We start from the raw sequence: 17,284 nt of genomic DNA on the forward strand, positions 1-17,284 counted from the left end.
CCAATCTGATTGCCGGATTATTAGCATATAGTTTCTTACCGAAAAAGCCTTCGATTAGGGTAGATATAATAGAAGATAGCCAATTGACTATCTTCTAAAATCATTTTCTTATATCGAACTCACGTTAGGTTAAGAAAGTTGAAGCTAAAAAGTAACACTTGTGTACAACTTTTCATCATTTCCCGAATCGCATCCTTATATTCTACGAAAGCCTTATCCATAAAACAATATAGATAAAATTGCTCTAAAAACATCGCTGTATTTGATGTGTCCGTAGATTACCTTATCGGAGAGGGTGCAAACGCATCATATGATAAAGAGATGGTAAAAGCCTAATTCTACATTAATATGTTGCTTTAACAGACATATTGTATAAAATACTCACGTTTATTAAGGTTCTACATTATAGGCCATGCGAAACTTTCATTATTCTTGCATCTTTTTGATTGATTTCAATATATGCAGTCCCTCCAACGACTATTTTTCCTGGATTAGATTCTAAAGTTCCTTCTACAATCCATACACCTTTTTCAAGTTTCACTCGATAGGGCTTCTGCATATATATATCTTTCCCAAAAATTGGCAACCAAACAGCTTCAGCAATTTTCTCAGCCGTACTCTCATTAGGGACAAATCCATTTGGAGGATAATGACTAGAATTATAACTCTTACAAGATGTAAATAGTACTATTAATAAAATTATTTTTATAATATTTTTCATAAAACTTTTTTAACTTTATTTATCTTCTATCTTATCATATTTATCAACTCCCCAAGGATCATTATATTTCGGATTTGTGTTTTTAGCATCATGCTTACCTTTTCGCTCTTTCACTGGAGATTTAGGATCACTAGGTAGATCCTCTGTATTCTCAATTTCCTCTGGAACTTTTCTGTTTACATCCCATTTTTTTAATTTTCCTGTTGGGGTTACTAAATAATTATCAACCTCTAAGGCTTTTGAAGCATCTTTATCTGTCCGTGAGAAATTTTCGGTATCATAGAATGCATCAAATTCACCATGAGAATGCACGATCCCTTCTAAACTAGTACTTTCTGGAATATCATTAGAAGGAACTTCAGCCTTAGTTCGCCAACCAATATTAGCAACATTGTACGAATATATTTTCTCTCCATTTTCTGATTTCGTACTATAAATAACAGATGCAAATTCTCTATTCCTAACAATCGACGTTCCATTATAGTATTTAGCAAAGTCTTTAGCTGCTGCTTCTGGTGTCTTAAATGGATCTCCAGGATCTCTTCCATCTTTATCTATCCACCTAAGAGGGTTATTTAGACAGTACACATACGGGCTAATTGAGTAATACTTTTCCGCCAGTGGATCTATCGTCGTAAACCTGCCAATAGCAGCATCGTAGTGACGTGCCGAATAATCGTACATATTCAGGCCGTGCATCTTGTCAAGCTCCTTGCCATTGTATTTGTAGGGTTGTTCTCCTTGATTCTCACTCCCTGCAAATGCTGAGCCGAAAGGATAATAATGCGTTTTTTGTATAGCTATCCCACTCTGATCGGCTACAACCCTATTATTACCCAAATGATCCGTCAGATAGAAATAATATTTCTTAACCATTGCATCGTAGTAACCACCATCTACCAAAATACGTTTCAAAAAACCGTCTTCGTAGATCTTATTGCCTACATAGTCTGTCGTTTTAGGATCATTGTTGACCGCATTATAAGCTACTACCGAATTTACAGGGGAATTGCGTGTTTCTACAACTGTTTTATGTATTGTTTGTAATTTCTGACCTGATGCTGAATACAAGTACTCAATGCTACCCTTGCCATCTATCGCTATAGACTGAGGTAAATTTAAGGAATTATATTTAATACTACTAATTCCTTTGTTTAAATCTTTGGTCATTGCTCCGTTGCTGTTGTAGGTGTATTCGACTTTTGTCTTGGTTGCATCTTTGGAATAATCTTGGAAGTGTTCATTTTCAGCAATGACAGAACCCTTGCCTTGGTTATGAATATTCTTAAGTTGGTTCCCGTTATAACTGAGAAGTAGATTGTCAACATCAGTATAATTGTTGGTACTTGTTAATCCTCTTTGTACAAATGATGTAATATTACCATGTTTATCATAGTTATATGATGTATTGAATGAGCCTCCTGATATTACCCCATTGTATGCAGAGTGTGTCAAACGCGAGAGAGCATCGTATTTAAAACGGTTACTTCTTTTGCTTTCGCCTTGAACTTGCCATTCCATACCCGATATATTACCATTATATTGTGGCACATAATCCGAATAGCTATGAGTAGCTACCTTATCATTATAATACAACGTCTGATTGAACAAAGGGCTACTGATCGACTTAGTCCACGATCGTACATTATACGAATAATTTGTCTTCAAATTAGCATGAGTATGTTTTTGGTTCGATTTCAAGCGTCCCAATTCATCATATTCGTTTTTTGCTAATATGGTTACAGTTCCACTATTTAACTGATGGGTTGTAGTCAACAATCTGCCTGCATGGTCGTAAGTGTATTTGTATATTTCGGTCTGGGTAGTCTTACCTGTTGCCGAATGTACTGTTTTCATTTGCGTTGGATTACCAACGAAGTCGTAAGCGATGTACTCCTTGTCAACTCCCCCTAAGTGATTGGTCGATTTGGTCTGAATCACACGTCCACGATTGTCGTAATACATAGCAGTAGCTATCTCACCTTTTCTTGTATTCTCGCTTTTACCATTCGAATCAATATTCTTTACTCTCGTGGCTACAAGTAAGCCCTTAGAATTTGTATGCTGAACCCCATAACCCGACTCGGTATTATATGCTAATAACTCTTTATAATTGGTATGTGTTCCTAAATTTAAAAGATTATTTACATCATCATAATAATTTACAAGTAATACATCTGAGTTTGCATTTTCTAAATCTGTTGTTTTAAGTGTATTCCATGAGTAGCCATACGAACCAGCACCTGCCTCTTCCTTAAATACAACATCTTTATATTTTGCTTGCAGATTTGCATGGCTAATATCTGTTTTGTATATACCTGAAATAATCAATCGTCCAAAAGCATCGTATTTATTAAATGTCCATTCCGACTTAGTTCCCGTTTTTCGAGTTCTTTGCTCCCCATCTTGGCTGAATATAAGTTGATCTGCCTTGTCATATACATAATAAATAGGATCTGCTCCTGGTAGTTTTTTATAGATACAGCGATTACGATTATCGTATTTATACAAATATGCATAATTAATCCTTGCATTACTATTCATGTTCAGCTGAGACTTATCATTATATATCAGATCGCTGGCCATAGGAGGAAAAACGGCAGCAAGATTACCGAAATCATCATATACATAATAAGTATCCAACAATTGCGATCCGTTAATCTGCCTAGTAAGAACGACCTGTCCCAGTTTATCTTTAAATTCATACGAAGTATTATCGTTTTCATCTTTCATTCTGGTTACATACAGCTCTCCTGCTGCATAGTTCTTCGTATAGCTAAAGGTTAATGTTCCCGAGTGCTGAATTAGAGCACAAACTAAGGAGTCCGCTACGGCTAATGATAGTGTCGATTTTGCTTTATTGGTTAAATATCCAGTTTTGACAGATTTCCCATTATTGTGCCAGTTCTGTCCCGGACCGTATTGTTCCAGTACACGATTTAATGGCGACGCCTCATATACAGGTTTAGAGAATGGTGACTGATCTCCTGCATTTTGTGTTTTAGCATTTGTTTTTACTGAGACTGGATCTGTATATACTCCATTACCTACCCCATACCCCGGAAGCCAGACATTGGATTCTCTGCCAAACTCATCGTATTCCTGCATGATTGCAAGATCTTTTTTACCGGGTGTAATTCCAACCTGAACTGTTTGATTCGGTCGTCCTAAGCCATCGAAGTATTGGACCTGATCCATGCGTTTCGTTGTATCTGTACTCATATAGGTACGAGTACGAATATAGTTCTGATCTTTCGACTGACCATAGCTACAGATAGCGATAAACAATAGAAGCGATATTATTATATATAGTTTTCTCATAGTGATAATCTTTACTTATTCCTATAGTTATATTCATAAGATTCAACAATTTTCTGATCTGTATCCTTTGTTTCTTTTAGACGATTGAATTCATCATAATCGTAATACATGGTTTTTCCTGACGGGTCGGTCATAGAGGTTATACCAACTAAAGGTTTATAGGTATAGCCGGTTACCATTGCATTCTTGAGAGAGGTATGTTCACGTAGTAGTTTAAATTTTGAGAGTAGTTCTGTATCTGTATAATCCTTTTGTGATAAGGCTTCTATACTGATACCAAATACACCACTGACTGCTGTCGATACCTGATCATAGGTCGCATTCTTTATCTCTACGATAGGATATTGACTTCCGTAGGACCATAGATATATAGTTGATAACTGATTTTTATCTGTGTATTTCAATATATTGCCTCTTTCGTCATATTTATCAAAAAATATATCAGTTATGTAATTATTATCACCAGAATAAGAACTCTTTACACTCTTTAATGAGATTTTGTTATTATCATTAACATATTCATATTTCAATAGTTTATTACTATTATTATTGGTTATAGAATGTATTATTATTGAAGATATCATGTTTTTATCTAACATATCTTTATATATTTTGTCCTCAAAATTATAAGGGTACTTATATGCCTTTATAAGTTTGCTATTTTGGGTATGACTTATTGACTCTTGGATTAAATTATAATAAGGACCATTGTCATAATTGAAACTAGTAATTGATTGAGTACTGTCATTCTTCGAAATAAGATCAGTTGTGATAATTTCAGATTTCTTTACCAATTTAATGTAGTTTTCATACCTATATACAGTTATATTATCCGCTTTTTTAGGAAATTTACTCGTACTTGGATCATCTAAAAGTCTTGAATCTGTATCAGATATAAGATGGCTCAAAAGAGAGTCTTCTCTTAAAATTGCATATCTATATTCTTTTTTTTGTATAGGAGTATAAGTGGAATTATCTGCCAAATATTTATAAACAACTTCTTCGTTTTTTAATCCATAATATGCCTCGGCTGAATTTGAATAAGGTTGTATATTATTATTTATATATCCACATATTATACGCCCTGGACTATCCTCGATTTTAAAATATTTTCGAGTAATTGCTCCATTATTTATTCCATTAGTTTCCAGTATTTCTGTGATGCTTGTATAATATGGCTCTTGCCTTTGACTACCAATATACATATTGTTTAGAGGTGATGAACTAATCGTATATACCGGCAATATATCCCCCTCATACTGAGGGAAACTAGTTATCCCCAACGTTACATGAAAATATCGAGATGCACTAAAATAAACAGGTTCTCTGAGAGCGATCAATGATGTTTTCTGTAAAGACCTATTTTCGATAGTATTATATATGAATTTTCGTTTGTTAGATATCTTACTTTCTGTGTAATCTGTGATATCTTTAACTCTCACTCCTCCTGCAAATTCAAGTTTTTCTTCTGATTCAATATGAGGATTATACTTTATTGATACTCTCGCTGAAGCATCTTTTCTTTCTGATTGAGTATACATAATAATAGAATACTTATTCCCTTGTTCTAATTCGAATATTTTCTCTGGATAAGTTATATTCTTCCGACTAATTGGATAGAGAGCATCATATATAACTTTTCTGTTGGTTAAGTTTTGAACTCGAATATTTAAATCACTAATCCCTGCAGGCTGTTCTATTTCAGAGGATGGTGTATCAAAACTAGCATATGTTAACACATTTAAGATAAGACTATCAGAATCATTAGCTACAAACTCAAAAGTAGTTGTCTCTCCATATAAAGCTTCGGGATCTTTTCTTATTTCAAAATTTCTGTAATTAAAGACTCTTTTATTGTTTTTCACACTAGTGGAATTGCCTTCGTATGTTACTTCTGTATAACCACCTGTTGGATAGAATATTTTTTTTAGCATCCCTGTATATGTTTTAGATGAAGATACTTCCCTATCCGCTTTAAATAAATCTTTGGTATTTAGAAAATATGTGTCTGAATTTAGTCCATTAGCATTCTTAAACAGATTATATAGTGTTGAATTTTCTAACAAATCTTTACTAAATGGAGTATTGTTGCTGGATGCAGAATTCATATAACCAAACTTATCTTGATTATAAGAAAGTCTATAAGGTAAATTTTTAATATCATAATACTCAAATTCATATTTATCTATGGAAGAGCCAATCGAATTTCTTTTTTCTATACTTTTCAAAAAATATCGATATCTCAAATTTTGTATATTGTATTTTTCTCCTTCCATTAACTGGAAAGCATATTTTAATGTTGGAGTATCCCTACTTTCTACAATTTCTTGTTCTAAAGCGAAGCTACAATAAAGGCTTTTTTTATCTCCTTTTTCGTTTGTATTATAAATACTTATATTTTTCAATAATACACCACCATCATCTAGCCGATCGCTACTATAATCAAAATGTACATTCCCTTTATTAAACCATATATCAGCTAATACCCTAGACTTTATAGTGTTGTAGATATACCCATAAGATAAAGTTTCACCCCATTTTAGTAAGAGATCAAATGCGTTTTCACCTGACAATGATGGACGTTTTTCATAGATTTTTTTTTGGGGATAACTTATATTATGAAATGTTGAGATAGGATAAGAGAATGTATTCGGCTGATATTCGAATCTCACTTTGTTATTATTAGGTGAAACAATTTCTTTAAGATACCAAGCCGAATTATAATATTCATTATACACATTATCCATCATTTTATTTTCTGATATGGATGCTCCTTTAGAATGATATGATATTGATTTATCTATATTAAATGTTTTAGTTTGCTCGATATATTCTGAACTTCCTCCAAAAAAATATTTATATCCTTTTGTATCAATTATAATAAACTCATTAAATGCACCATCCTTTGATATGCTCTCTATTCGAACTGCTTCATCGCAGCTTACATAAATTTTCAAATTTTCATCAAAATAAAATTTGCCAACAAGTCCATTTATGTTGAAATTAAAAATATCGTGTTCAGTATCTATCTCAATCGTTCTGGGGCAAAATTCATGTCTTCCTTTATTTGCAGCTTCAATAAGCAAAGGATCATTTACCTCTCCTTTTTTCATATACCATCTTGTTTTCAAATCATCAGGAGCACTTTTAACGGTTCGTGTTATTACACCACCTGTTGCAAGATTCCAATCTATACCTACATTGGGTGTAAGAGCATCAATTCTAACGCCATTAGAATTATAATTTAGTGATATAGGAATAATTATATCATTAGATTTTACCGTATAGATCGGTAATGAATAGTTGAAAGAGCCGTTTGCATTATCAAGTGGGATATTTCCATATAACGAAAATTTAAAAGCTTCAGGGGATGGCGGTAAAACCTTAGGTGCACTATCTACTGGTCTAAAATTATTATCATTTTCATCAGATATAGCTAGACTATCTATTGAATTAAATATACAAAGTAATATTATTACTACTATGAGTTTGAATTTATTCATAATTTATTAGAAGTTTATCTTTTTATTATTGCCTGATTTTCGAATGTATTATTTATAGTAATACGAAGTGCATAACTGCCTTGCATTAAGCCTGAACAGTTGATCGTTTCGGAATGATCGCCTATCTGTTGATTTGTTTTTACAATTTTTTTAACCAGATTTCCATTTATATAATATAGCTCAAAATTGACTGTAGCGTCTTCTTTCATTGTATAGGCAATGTTTAGTTCAGTATCCACAGGATTTGGATAGATTTTGTAGGTAATGTAATCTTCCAGTTTAGGAAGCTCGTTTTCTTTTGTATCTGCTTGTGTTATTTGTTCATCTTTCACATCCCATAGTTCATTCAATAACTTTTGATTTTCGGGATCAGTCTCCAGATAATAGTGATCTTGAGGAGGAAAGAAGAAACATGTTCCAAATAACATTGTACTATCTGCCAAGTTTATATTGCGTACAGTTTCGAAGATTGGATAACGATAGCCTTTGGTATACCAGCGGTAAGTCTCCAGTATTTTCTGGTCGGTTACAGTTTCCATATTTTCATTTTTGATCTGATCTATAATGGTCTGGCTTGTTTTAACACGTAATACAGGACTGATGGTATCACCATCTGGTAGTATCATCGTACCAAAAGCATCGGCTATAGTTTCTACCTCTCCATTCGTAGCAATAGGTTCTGTCCCAGAATATTTACCTTGCGTAGAATAGGATGAGTAGACTGTCTTCCCGAAGTTTATAGGATATACAGACATCACATAAGGTTCTTTGTATTGAAGTTTGACTACCGGATTTTCATGTCCTAGCAACAGCAAAGAATCATTGCGTTGCATGTAATAATACATCGTGTTATGCTCCGTGGCTACAAGCAGATTCTCCGCTTTGATACTATTGTCTTTTTTTGAAAACTCATGATAACCTAAGACATAAACGCTATCTCCGACAAACGGAGCTTCTGAATAAACAACTATGTATTCTTCGTTGATAGTTTTTAAGTTACTAAAGTCCCAGATAATTTTAGTTCCACTTTCTCCTGGATCTTTGTAATCGACTTGATACTTGATCAGTTCATCACCTTTCCGGATGGCATTGTGCTCCGTGGTAAGCTGGCCATAGATATGCGTACAATACCCAATGCTAATCGCTAGCAGAAATAGCAGTTTTTTCATAGATAAGTTAGATTAAGGTTATTGTGTATTTTTTATATGATTGATTCCTTTAGGTCAAGTAGTATTCCGACTTGTTAAATTAACAATAATTTTAATACAATCACATTTATTAATTATGCTAAATAACATACAGAAAGTTCCTTCAAAAGATATATGCAAATAATGCTTTGCTAAAGTATGATGTAGCTAACATAAGATTTATAATTCTCAATTACTTTGTTTATCTTTGTTTTAGGAAATATGATGCGAAGCGTCGCATATTAAGATATAACATTAGCGTTCACATAAACCTCGAAACGGTAAAACTGGAAATTTAACTAAGAAACGAGGAGACCTGTGCAATGCTCGTGCTCATTATAGGGGCATGGGCTTGCCTTGTTTCGTTTCTTGGGTATTCCAGTACCTCCGTTTCGGACTTGGCGAGTTCCATGCCTTCTTATTTGTGGTTCAGTGAAGCTATTGTGAAATAGGAATATACTAACCATTAATACAAAGAATATGAAAGAAAATCCCAAAGCAACACTTAGCAGGATTGCTGCAGTGAAAACAAAAAAACTCTGTCTTTTCCTATCTGTTATCAGTCTGATAATATTCACATCGTGCAATAAAACCATCAACGGCAAAGTCTATGATAACTTCGGTAAGCCGATTGAAGGAGTCGAAGTTGCCATTCAAGGAAGTGACTACAAAACTACAACCAACAAACAAGGACAGTTTTCAATCGATTACACACCCGGTAATTTTGTTCTTAATTTTCACAAAGAAGGTTATCGGGATGCTATTCAGGAACTATCTATCTCTGAGAAACAGGATTATCCATTGGAGCAAAAAGAGCTGCTGAAACTACCGACCGAGAAAGGAAGTTATCTATTCTCTAAAGAACTGGATGATTATATTCCTCTTGTACGACAAGCTACTCCCAAACTGGGAGATAAAGTTCGAGGAACAACAAAGTTCTATCAGGCCAATCAGGATTCAACTACAGTTATTCGTTTATCATCTCTTGCCGATGTGGCAATACTCCATTACAACAAACGACCTCACTATCTGGGTAAAGTCGGTGCAGATGGCCTGATGGGATTTTTCAGCGAAACGATGCTGATGTTACCCGGTTCTGTCGGTGTGAATGAAAGAGTAAAGACAAAGGCTGAAAAAGTATCAACGTTGATAACTATTCATTGTTTTACTGCGGAATACGATGTCGATTATGTATATTTATTTGATACCGGTAAGCATTATCTGGCATCTAAGAATGAGCCTTATTATGTATTCCGTTTTGAAAAGAAATAACCCTTAAAACACAATATGATGGTAAAAGATATACACACAAGACTGGAAGAGCTGCTGGCATCCGTCACTCAGGAATTGGTTCATGAAATTATAGTAATCGGAGCAACTGTTCCCGAAGCGAATTTCTTATCGGGGGATCTTGCAGATCTAAACCTCTTTGAACAGATCTGCTTTGACTTGCAACGTGACGGATTGACACCGCCTGTGTCCGACTTTGTAAATTCAATGATAGCTGATAAAGCACTTAAGCTGGATGAAGAGCAGGAAGCCGTCTTTAATGATGAATCGCTTGGCTTGAAACATCAGGAGCTGAATGTAATTAAGACTTACTTCTATGATTACTGCTGGAATTACAGCAATTGGAAATTAGAATACTACCTGGATAAGTTTGCTTATCTGGAGAGTGATACCTCTTGTTGTTAGGTTATTAAGTTACAGGATTGTTAGATTAATAGTTTAATAAGCTAATAGCTTCATAACTTAACAAGATAATGGAATAACCAACTAACAAATTAATATACCATGATTCTGTTTGTTAGTTGGTTATCTATTTACAGCCTTATCCTTTTTGATCTTTTTCTCCCTTTCGGCTGTTCTTTCTTCATTTCGGTAGTCTGATTAATAGCCTGTTTATGAAGTCCTATTACTTCATGTTGCTCTTGCTTCTGTTGTTTATGCTCCTGAATAGGCTCTGAATCCGAAAATTCACTTTTCAGGTAATTTTCAAGTTCTTCGATGGTATTGTTTTTGACTGTATTCAGATAGGCAAACTTCTCTGTCAGCTGACGGCTGTATGAAAAGAATTGATCGAAAACTTCTTCTACCTTCTGATAAAATTGAGTTCTGTCAAAACCCGATTTTACGGCTCCTGAGTTTTGCCCCTTACGGTGATTGGTGCGAGGCGATATTTTTATTCGGTTGTCTTTCGTTTTACGGCTGACTACAATATGAGCGTGCATCTGTCGGTCTGTACCCGATTTTCGGGAATGATGAATCTTCGCAAAATAAAGAATATCATCAGCTGTCAGATCTTTTCCGAAACCTTTGGCATAGACAGAAATGATTTGTTCCCTGATAAATCGTTTAAAAGCTTCGGAGCGTTCAAACTGGCTAGTTCCCATATGTTCTATCTCCTGCTGTGAGGGAGATACTGTCAGTACATAGAACTTAGCATCTTTTCTGCAAAGCTTTGCTTTGTTATTGTCCATCTCAGGGACAAAGTATTTCTTTCTCAGATCATCCTTGTCTTGCGAGAAAAAGGGTTCAATATGCTCCCCATCCAACATATGCAAATAGTCTTCGTGTTCCAGATAGCAAACAACATTGTAGCATGAGCCTGTATTGGAATATACCTCGTCTCCTCCCTGTATCTTGACATTCATTCGAGCAGTCTCTTTATACGATCGCCTAATCCTGTCTTATCCTTATGCTCGATAGCCTGTGCAAGCATCAGAATTGCTTGCTTTTCCTGTTCCTTAGCCTGGTCTATACTTTTGATTAATGCAGCTGTATATGCTTTGTAGTTGCTGATTATTAGTTTCGTTTCGTCTTTGATAGATTTATTGTCTATCAGATTATCCAATCTGCTGATTTGCTGTGATAGCTGCATGCCGTTGTTCTGGATAATCATACAGGCAGGCTTAAGTATATCTGTTTCCTGCTTACGGATAAAAGCAATTACCTGATCCAGTTTTTTTATCAGCTTCTTGATCTCATCGCTTGGCGATTCAAATTCAGCAGGATTGATTCCGAAGCGTTGGAAGTATTCCATGCCTTTTTCGAGGTATTCTTTCTTGCTGACATCAGCCTGCAAGCATAGCTGTGTAAGTATTTGATCGTGCTTGCAGGATATGGCTACTGTTGTATTCTTTTTCATGTTTTATAACGCTTATTATAACAATATCGTATTTAAGTATCTGTAAAACAGATTGATAATTTCAGTGTTATAATTCCCTTATAAAAGGGGTAAATTATAACTCGCTGTATTACAGCGATAAGCACCGTAGGTCAAGAGGTAAAACAGGGCTTTGCCCCGTTTCCTCTTGCTTATTGCCTTTTCGATGAAGTCAATACTAAAAGCTACAGCTTTTGGAAAAGAATCACGAACTTCATGAAAAGGTAATGCGGGAATATTAAGTTGCAATCAGGTAGTCGTTATAGTCTTTAAAGCTTTTGTAGAGATCACGACAATCTGTAACATGAGCTGAGCAACTTAGTATCCTGCTTGTTGAAGTGTCACCTGCCATATCATTATCCAGATACAGCCTTACCTGAGAGTATGTCTGGATAATCTCTTTTAGCCTGTCAAGCATGCTCAGGCTATTAAGGATGACTGCATCATAATATTGGCAAGTAGGCTTTAGTGTAATCAGTGACAGGTAGTCCATGAAACCTTCAAAGACAATAAGTGTGTCGGCGGATTTTCGGAGCGATGTGATGTCTTTAGCTGTACATCCTTTGAAGTATTTACTTCGCAGCTCAAAACCTCCGGAATCGTTTTTGAAACCGACTGCAAAGTATAGTTTACCGTTTACAGTATAATATACTTCTTTGCAGTATTGCGTGGCTATTGAGCGATTTATTCTCCGACTGTCCAGATATTGCAGCAATGCCTTGTTTTCCAGCTTCTTGATTTTTCGAATTAGAATTATTGATTCTTTACAGAGGGCATTTCGGTGAAAAGAAAAAGAAGCGATCTGGTGCTCTTGGGTTTTTAATCGTTCAACGGCTTCACTGAACGAACAGTTCTCCACTTTCATTACCAGATCGATAATTGATCCACCGTTCTGGCTTCCAAAATCAGTCCAGAGGTTTTTATTAAAGTCTACTTTTAAACTGGGTTGTACATCCTCTCGATAGGGTGAAAGATACATACCATAATAGCCTCTGTCGTTTTTGATTTCACAGCCTATGGATTGCAGATAGGATGCAATACTTAGCTTTTTTATTTTATCTAATGTCATTGTTTTTTCTTTTCATTGAATAATATTATTTCCTCGGAATTCAATTTTAGCCTACCTGCTTACCTATTCGCTTATTATCTGTGTTTTATCTTATTTTTACTGGATTACCTAAACTTACCTCTACCTGCTTTTTTAGTACTTTAGGTAAGCTTAGGTAAATAGAAATAGATAGTTACCTACCTGTAATAAAATACTATTACTCAATAATATATTTATTGTTTGGTAACTTGGTAAGCTATTTTCAAATCCAAAGGAGAATCTTTGAATAATGGTTTTGCTAAATATCCATACACTTGTCGTTTTCCATGTTTAATCCTCGAAAAACCATATCGGGATAAAGCACTGCCTATTCGTTGATTATTTAACCGATGTCCTAATACTCGCAACTCTTCAACTATTTCTGTCGGTGTCCTAAAGTCTGCAATATCAAGACTTGGCTCATAATATGTTGGTATAAGTTCCCTTTCTACTGTTTGTACAGTATAAGCTTCATTTCTTTTTTCATTGACTTTTACGTCATCATCAGTCAGATCAGGCTTAAAAGTTTTATCTTCAAATGCTAAATAATAGGCTTGTGCCCATAAGTTGTTAATATTAAACTCTTGGCTATATCTAAAATTTAGTTTACCTATCACATTGAATATAATCCATCTGACAGAGCCTGTGTCATCATTCAAAAATTCTACTCTATTGGTACTTCCTACAAAGCTGCAAATTCTAGGGATATTTGTTGACTTGTCTGCATAAGGAAGTCGTTCATTCACCCAAGTTTGCGATAAAAAAGCTTTGATTGAATTGACATCTTTACCCATAATTTCGAGTTCTTCTAAATTGATAATAAAGGTTTTGCAGAGTTTTATTCGGCTATCTTTATCTATCCCTATATTTTCCGAAGAATAGGATTTTAATTCGTCAGGGATTAAATAGTTTAGATAGGTTGATTTACCTGCATGTTGTGCTCCATTAGCTAAAACAATACAATGTTTATTGATTTTATCTGTATAAAAAACAGATAAAACAGCTCTGACACACCATTTCTTTAGATGGTAGGCGAACAGTATATTGTCATCTGTATTCACGTAACTTGCATATTGTGAAATATAATCTATTCCGTCCCATTTTGGTAAATTCTCAAAATATGTTTTAATCGGATTGTGAGATATTATATAATCGCTTTTCATATATGTTTTTAATGTTTGATTGGACACTGATATCCCATTATTTACCATAGATATAAGTAGAGTTGATTCATTAAGGATTTCAAATTCGAAGTCTTTCTTTTGTGCAATTTCATAAGTCAGCGAAATTTCGTTAAATCGAATGGTGAAGTGGTCTTGGATATAATTATTTATCACCTGATATACAGTCTTTTTACTGTCACCTTCTAATTTATTGGTTTCGTATAATTTTAACTTGTCATTCATGTTGTTACATAGATATTTCTATGTATATTTGCGCGTAGCATATACATAATCAGTTTGTAGTAAATTGATTTGAAATAATAAAAGCATATGGTTAGCCGACCTTATGCTTTTTGTCTTTTATAAGTCTTATAGCTTGTCTTATCTCGCATAAGAGCTAGAGCTAAATCTCTATCAATAAGAAATGAATTTCCGTTCTGAATGCATGCTTCATCAATGACACCACTAGTACGAATTCCCATTGCCTTAGATTTAGAGCACTGGAATATTTCCATTATTCCTTTAATCCCCTTAAAAGAATAACTAGAAGATTCCTTGGATAAATTTTGTGTTACAGATAATTCAGAGGCTAATACTTTGGCTAATTCACCAGCTGTTAGGTCAATTGCCCGTTTTTGCTGTAATTGTTGTAGTTCCATAATTCAAATTATTTAATAATGATATTAATTTCAGGAACTACAAAACAATATAAAAAAAACTCTAATACATTGTTATAATGTAATATTAAATGCGAAAAAAACCTAGTTCGCCTTTAATATGGGCTTTCGCCAGTCACAATAACGACTTTCCAGATTCTTATGGATAAATGGCTCTTCTCCTTTCATAAAGTTATTATGAATTAAAAGCAATAATTGTTCTCTTCGGCTTCCTAATGTTGTTAAAATTCCTCCTTCAATATATTCATTCAATAAATCAAATAGCCATCTATAAGTAATAACATTATTTCTCGAGGCTCTGCTAGTTATTTTTATCTTAGAGAATGGAGTTATACCTTGAAAAAAATAACGAAGTTTACATATATCTTCTTGCGCAATTTTACTTTCTTTAAGTAAAATTACACATACTTGATCTATATCAATATCATTTCTGAATTTGATCAAGATAAATTTTCTAAAATCAACTTCACTCAACGAGTTTCTATCATTTGAATTACATTTTATGAATATTGTATTAGGTGTAATTTTGTTTATTATTTTCAATATTGCATCATCAAAAAAATACCCTAACTTTATTCCTAATGCGCCTAACTTGAAACGATTAGTCCTAGAATAGACAAATAAAGCTACACTACCAAGAAAGAAGAAGTAATACAATACTAGCAGAAAATAATCTAGATTAGATATTTCTCCATTTTCATGAGATACCCAACACATTTTAGCCGAAACCAACATAGATATAAAACTTAAAGAAGAAAATACAAATCTAGGCTCTCGTTTCAGACCTTGTGTAATTAGCCTATCTAAAATGTTCCAATCAATATTTCTAAAATCTCCATTTTTTGAAATGCGCAATATGTACTTCATTAAATTGTTTCCCATAATAATAATTGTTTTATATTGTTAATCAAAAATACTTACTGCTTCAATTTTAGCCTTGTCTGTTACATCTATGTATGGTTGCATTGATTTATAATCTGTATGCCCTGTAATACGCATTACCGTTTCGGGTGTCACTCCATTTGCGAGGGCAATGCAGATGAATGTTCTTCTAGCTGTATGAGTGCAGATTAAATCATATTTTTTAAATGTTTTGGTAATTCTTTCTTTACCTTTGAAATAAGTCTTAGTTATATCTTGATTGATTTCAGCTAAATAACAAATCTCTTTGATATAATCATTCATTTTCTGATTACTGATAACCGGTAGAGCTTTTACTCTATCAAAATCTTTATATCTTTCAAGAATTAATAAAGCTTTTTGGCTTAAGGGAATTTGTAACACTTGATCGGTCTTCTCTGTTACTACATTCACATAATTTTCTGATACATCTTTTTTTACTAATTGCGATACATCTGAATAACGCAAAGAAGTCAGACATTGAAAACAAAATATATCTCTCGTTCTTTCTAAATACCTTTTGTCTTCCGGAAATTCCAATTCATAAATTCGGTTAAATTCATTCATGTCAAGAAATACAACATTCTTCCCTGACACAACTTTTAATTCAATTCTGTGTGTTTTCCAGTCTGTATCTATCAATCTTCTATCTTCACAATATTTTAAGAATGTACGAATAATTGACATGTGTTTTTTTACTGTTGTATTCTGTTGGCCCCTATTGGTCACTAAATACATTATATAATCATCAAGCTTAGATTTTGTCATTTCATCTAATCGTAAATCTGAATCAAATTCACTCAATATATTTCGTATAGACTTTAGTTTGGCATATGTCGACAAGGAAAGTGTTTTCATATTAGATAAATCGAGAATGTATGCACTGAAAGCTTCTTGTACTGTAATTAGCTCTCGTGGCTTCCCAACATTCTTACCTAGTAGATGGTTTATTGTATCTCGAAGTTCTTTTTGAGAAGGAACTCTTCTTTTAAATTCAAACTTTTTAAAGGCTGTATCAATAACTTCTTCCTTACGTTGGATTTCTTTATTTATCTCAAAATAGGATATGTACTTTTTATTCTTTGCACTTTTCTTTACTCTTGATAATTCACTATCCCATTTCTCTGACGATATAGTATGACCAACATTAATTGCCACACATTGATTTTTCTTTTCATTGGGCAATTTCCAACGAATAGATATTCTGATTGTGTATTCATCGTTATTAGAGTACTGCTTCTGAATGAAAGTAGATACAATTCGGTTAATTTCCATCTTGCTACATTTTTTGTTTCCAATGCTACATATCTACAAATATATGTAACACATTTCACAATATCAAACAAACTGAACTAAACCAAAAAAGACCTATAAACCAACTATTCCATTGATTTATAAGCCTTTTGTGTTTTGACCATATTATATGAAATCTAAAAAGTGGAGCATATCGGACTCGAACCGATCACCTCAACACTGCCAGCGTTGCGCTCTACCAGATGAGCTAATACCCCATATAATTTTGTATAAGACTACACAAAATTATTCCAATTTAAATGTTA

Annotated in this window: 13 protein-coding genes, 1 tRNA gene and 1 pseudogene; 3 read left to right on the forward strand and 12 right to left on the reverse strand. The window is 33.8% G+C overall.

Annotated features, from left to right (window positions below; translation table 11 throughout):
* Positions 1-98 (forward strand): annotated as a pseudogene (locus C1A06_RS15400) (IS982 family transposase); the annotation flags it as partial.
* A 305-nt stretch (positions 99-403) separates the two neighbouring features.
* Here the strand turns inward: C1A06_RS15400 and C1A06_RS09125 are convergent.
* The 4 genes from C1A06_RS09125 to C1A06_RS09140 are packed head-to-tail and all read right to left on the reverse strand — an operon-like array spanning position 404 to position 8,714.
* The gene (locus tag C1A06_RS09125; protein ID WP_101689957.1) at positions 404-721 is read right to left on the reverse strand and encodes a YbbC/YhhH family protein; all 318 of its coding nucleotides are present in this window, start codon (positions 719-721) and stop codon (positions 404-406) included.
* Between the two features lie 15 nt (positions 722-736).
* Complete coding sequence (locus C1A06_RS09130; RefSeq protein ID WP_101689958.1) at positions 737-4,042, reverse strand: DUF6443 domain-containing protein; 3,306 nt, start codon at positions 4,040-4,042, stop codon at positions 737-739.
* 11 nt (positions 4,043-4,053) lie between these two features.
* Positions 4,054-7,545 (reverse strand): RHS repeat protein, encoded by a 3,492-nt coding sequence (locus C1A06_RS09135; RefSeq protein WP_101689959.1) that lies wholly within the window; start codon positions 7,543-7,545, stop codon positions 4,054-4,056.
* A gap of 14 nt (positions 7,546-7,559) precedes the next feature.
* Positions 7,560-8,714 carry a T9SS type A sorting domain-containing protein gene (locus C1A06_RS09140; protein ID WP_245872037.1) on the reverse strand — a complete coding sequence of 385 codons (1,155 nt, stop codon included), beginning with the start codon at positions 8,712-8,714 and terminating at the stop codon, positions 7,560-7,562.
* A 498-nt stretch (positions 8,715-9,212) separates the two neighbouring features.
* On the opposite strand from C1A06_RS09140, the gene C1A06_RS09145 reads away from it, so the two are divergent.
* Positions 9,213-10,004 carry a carboxypeptidase-like regulatory domain-containing protein gene (locus C1A06_RS09145; RefSeq protein WP_101689960.1) on the forward strand — a complete coding sequence of 264 codons (792 nt, stop codon included), beginning with the start codon at positions 9,213-9,215 and terminating at the stop codon, positions 10,002-10,004.
* 15 nt (positions 10,005-10,019) lie between these two features.
* Complete coding sequence (locus tag C1A06_RS09150; protein WP_101689961.1) at positions 10,020-10,427, forward strand: hypothetical protein; 408 nt, start codon at positions 10,020-10,022, stop codon at positions 10,425-10,427.
* Positions 10,428-10,555: 128 nt separating this feature from the next.
* On the opposite strand, the gene C1A06_RS09155 is transcribed toward C1A06_RS09150, so the two are convergent.
* The 8 genes from C1A06_RS09155 to C1A06_RS09190 all read right to left on the reverse strand — a co-directional run bounded on the left by C1A06_RS09155 (position 10,556) and on the right by C1A06_RS09190 (position 17,236).
* Entirely contained in the window at positions 10,556-11,386 is an 831-nt protein-coding gene (locus C1A06_RS09155) for a DUF5712 family protein (protein WP_101689962.1), read from the reverse strand.
* Positions 11,383-11,880, reverse strand: a complete 498-nt coding sequence (locus tag C1A06_RS09160; protein WP_101689963.1) for a BfmA/BtgA family mobilization protein — start codon at positions 11,878-11,880, stop codon at positions 11,383-11,385. Before C1A06_RS09160 ends, C1A06_RS09155 begins: the two co-directional genes overlap by 4 nt.
* Before the next feature lie 256 nt (positions 11,881-12,136).
* On the reverse strand, positions 12,137-12,967 hold the full coding sequence (locus tag C1A06_RS09165; protein ID WP_101689964.1) for a DUF8464 domain-containing protein: 831 nt from the start codon (positions 12,965-12,967) through the stop codon (positions 12,137-12,139).
* Between the two features lie 212 nt (positions 12,968-13,179).
* Entirely contained in the window at positions 13,180-14,391 is a 1,212-nt protein-coding gene (locus tag C1A06_RS09170; protein WP_101689965.1) for a VapE domain-containing protein, read from the reverse strand.
* Positions 14,392-14,492: 101 nt separating this feature from the next.
* Positions 14,493-14,807, reverse strand: a complete 315-nt coding sequence (locus C1A06_RS09175) for a DUF3853 family protein (protein WP_101689966.1) — start codon at positions 14,805-14,807, stop codon at positions 14,493-14,495.
* 102 nt (positions 14,808-14,909) lie between these two features.
* Positions 14,910-15,707 carry a hypothetical protein gene (locus C1A06_RS09180; protein WP_101689967.1) on the reverse strand — a complete coding sequence of 266 codons (798 nt, stop codon included), beginning with the start codon at positions 15,705-15,707 and terminating at the stop codon, positions 14,910-14,912.
* Positions 15,708-15,728: 21 nt separating this feature from the next.
* A complete protein-coding gene (locus tag C1A06_RS09185; RefSeq protein ID WP_101689968.1) occupies positions 15,729-17,000 on the reverse strand; it encodes a site-specific integrase in 1,272 nt (423 codons plus the stop codon).
* 163 nt (positions 17,001-17,163) lie between these two features.
* Positions 17,164-17,236 (reverse strand) — tRNA-Ala (locus C1A06_RS09190).
* Positions 17,237-17,284: the final 48 nt, after the last annotated feature.

It is taken from the genome of Dysgonomonas massiliensis (genome assembly GCF_900240225.1).
In the GTDB taxonomy this organism is placed as follows: Bacteria; Bacteroidota; Bacteroidia; order Bacteroidales; family Dysgonomonadaceae; genus Dysgonomonas; species Dysgonomonas massiliensis.

Bases quoted from the DNA above. Each gene is read 5' to 3' on its own strand.
- C1A06_RS09130 (WP_101689958.1), bottom strand. From the start codon at position 4,042: ATGAGAAAACTATATATAATAATATCGCTTCTATTGTTTATCGCTATC.
- C1A06_RS09175 (WP_101689966.1), bottom strand. From the start codon at position 14,807: ATGGAACTACAACAATTACAGCAAAAACGGGCAATTGACCTAACAGCT.
- C1A06_RS09125 (WP_101689957.1), bottom strand. From the start codon at position 721: ATGAAAAATATTATAAAAATAATTTTATTAATAGTACTATTTACATCT.
- C1A06_RS09160 (WP_101689963.1), bottom strand. From the start codon at position 11,880: ATGAAAAAGAATACAACAGTAGCCATATCCTGCAAGCACGATCAAATA.
- C1A06_RS09140 (WP_245872037.1), bottom strand. From the start codon at position 8,714: ATGAAAAAACTGCTATTTCTGCTAGCGATTAGCATTGGGTATTGTACG.
- C1A06_RS09135 (WP_101689959.1), bottom strand. From the start codon at position 7,545: ATGAATAAATTCAAACTCATAGTAGTAATAATATTACTTTGTATATTT.
- C1A06_RS09165 (WP_101689964.1), bottom strand. From the start codon at position 12,967: ATGACATTAGATAAAATAAAAAAGCTAAGTATTGCATCCTATCTGCAA.
- C1A06_RS09150 (WP_101689961.1), top strand. From the start codon at position 10,020: ATGATGGTAAAAGATATACACACAAGACTGGAAGAGCTGCTGGCATCC.
- C1A06_RS09155 (WP_101689962.1), bottom strand. From the start codon at position 11,386: ATGAATGTCAAGATACAGGGAGGAGACGAGGTATATTCCAATACAGGC.
- C1A06_RS09185 (WP_101689968.1), bottom strand. From the start codon at position 17,000: ATGGAAATTAACCGAATTGTATCTACTTTCATTCAGAAGCAGTACTCT.
- C1A06_RS09180 (WP_101689967.1), bottom strand. From the start codon at position 15,707: ATGGGAAACAATTTAATGAAGTACATATTGCGCATTTCAAAAAATGGA.
- C1A06_RS09170 (WP_101689965.1), bottom strand. From the start codon at position 14,391: ATGAATGACAAGTTAAAATTATACGAAACCAATAAATTAGAAGGTGAC.
- C1A06_RS09145 (WP_101689960.1), top strand. From the start codon at position 9,213: ATGAAAGAAAATCCCAAAGCAACACTTAGCAGGATTGCTGCAGTGAAA.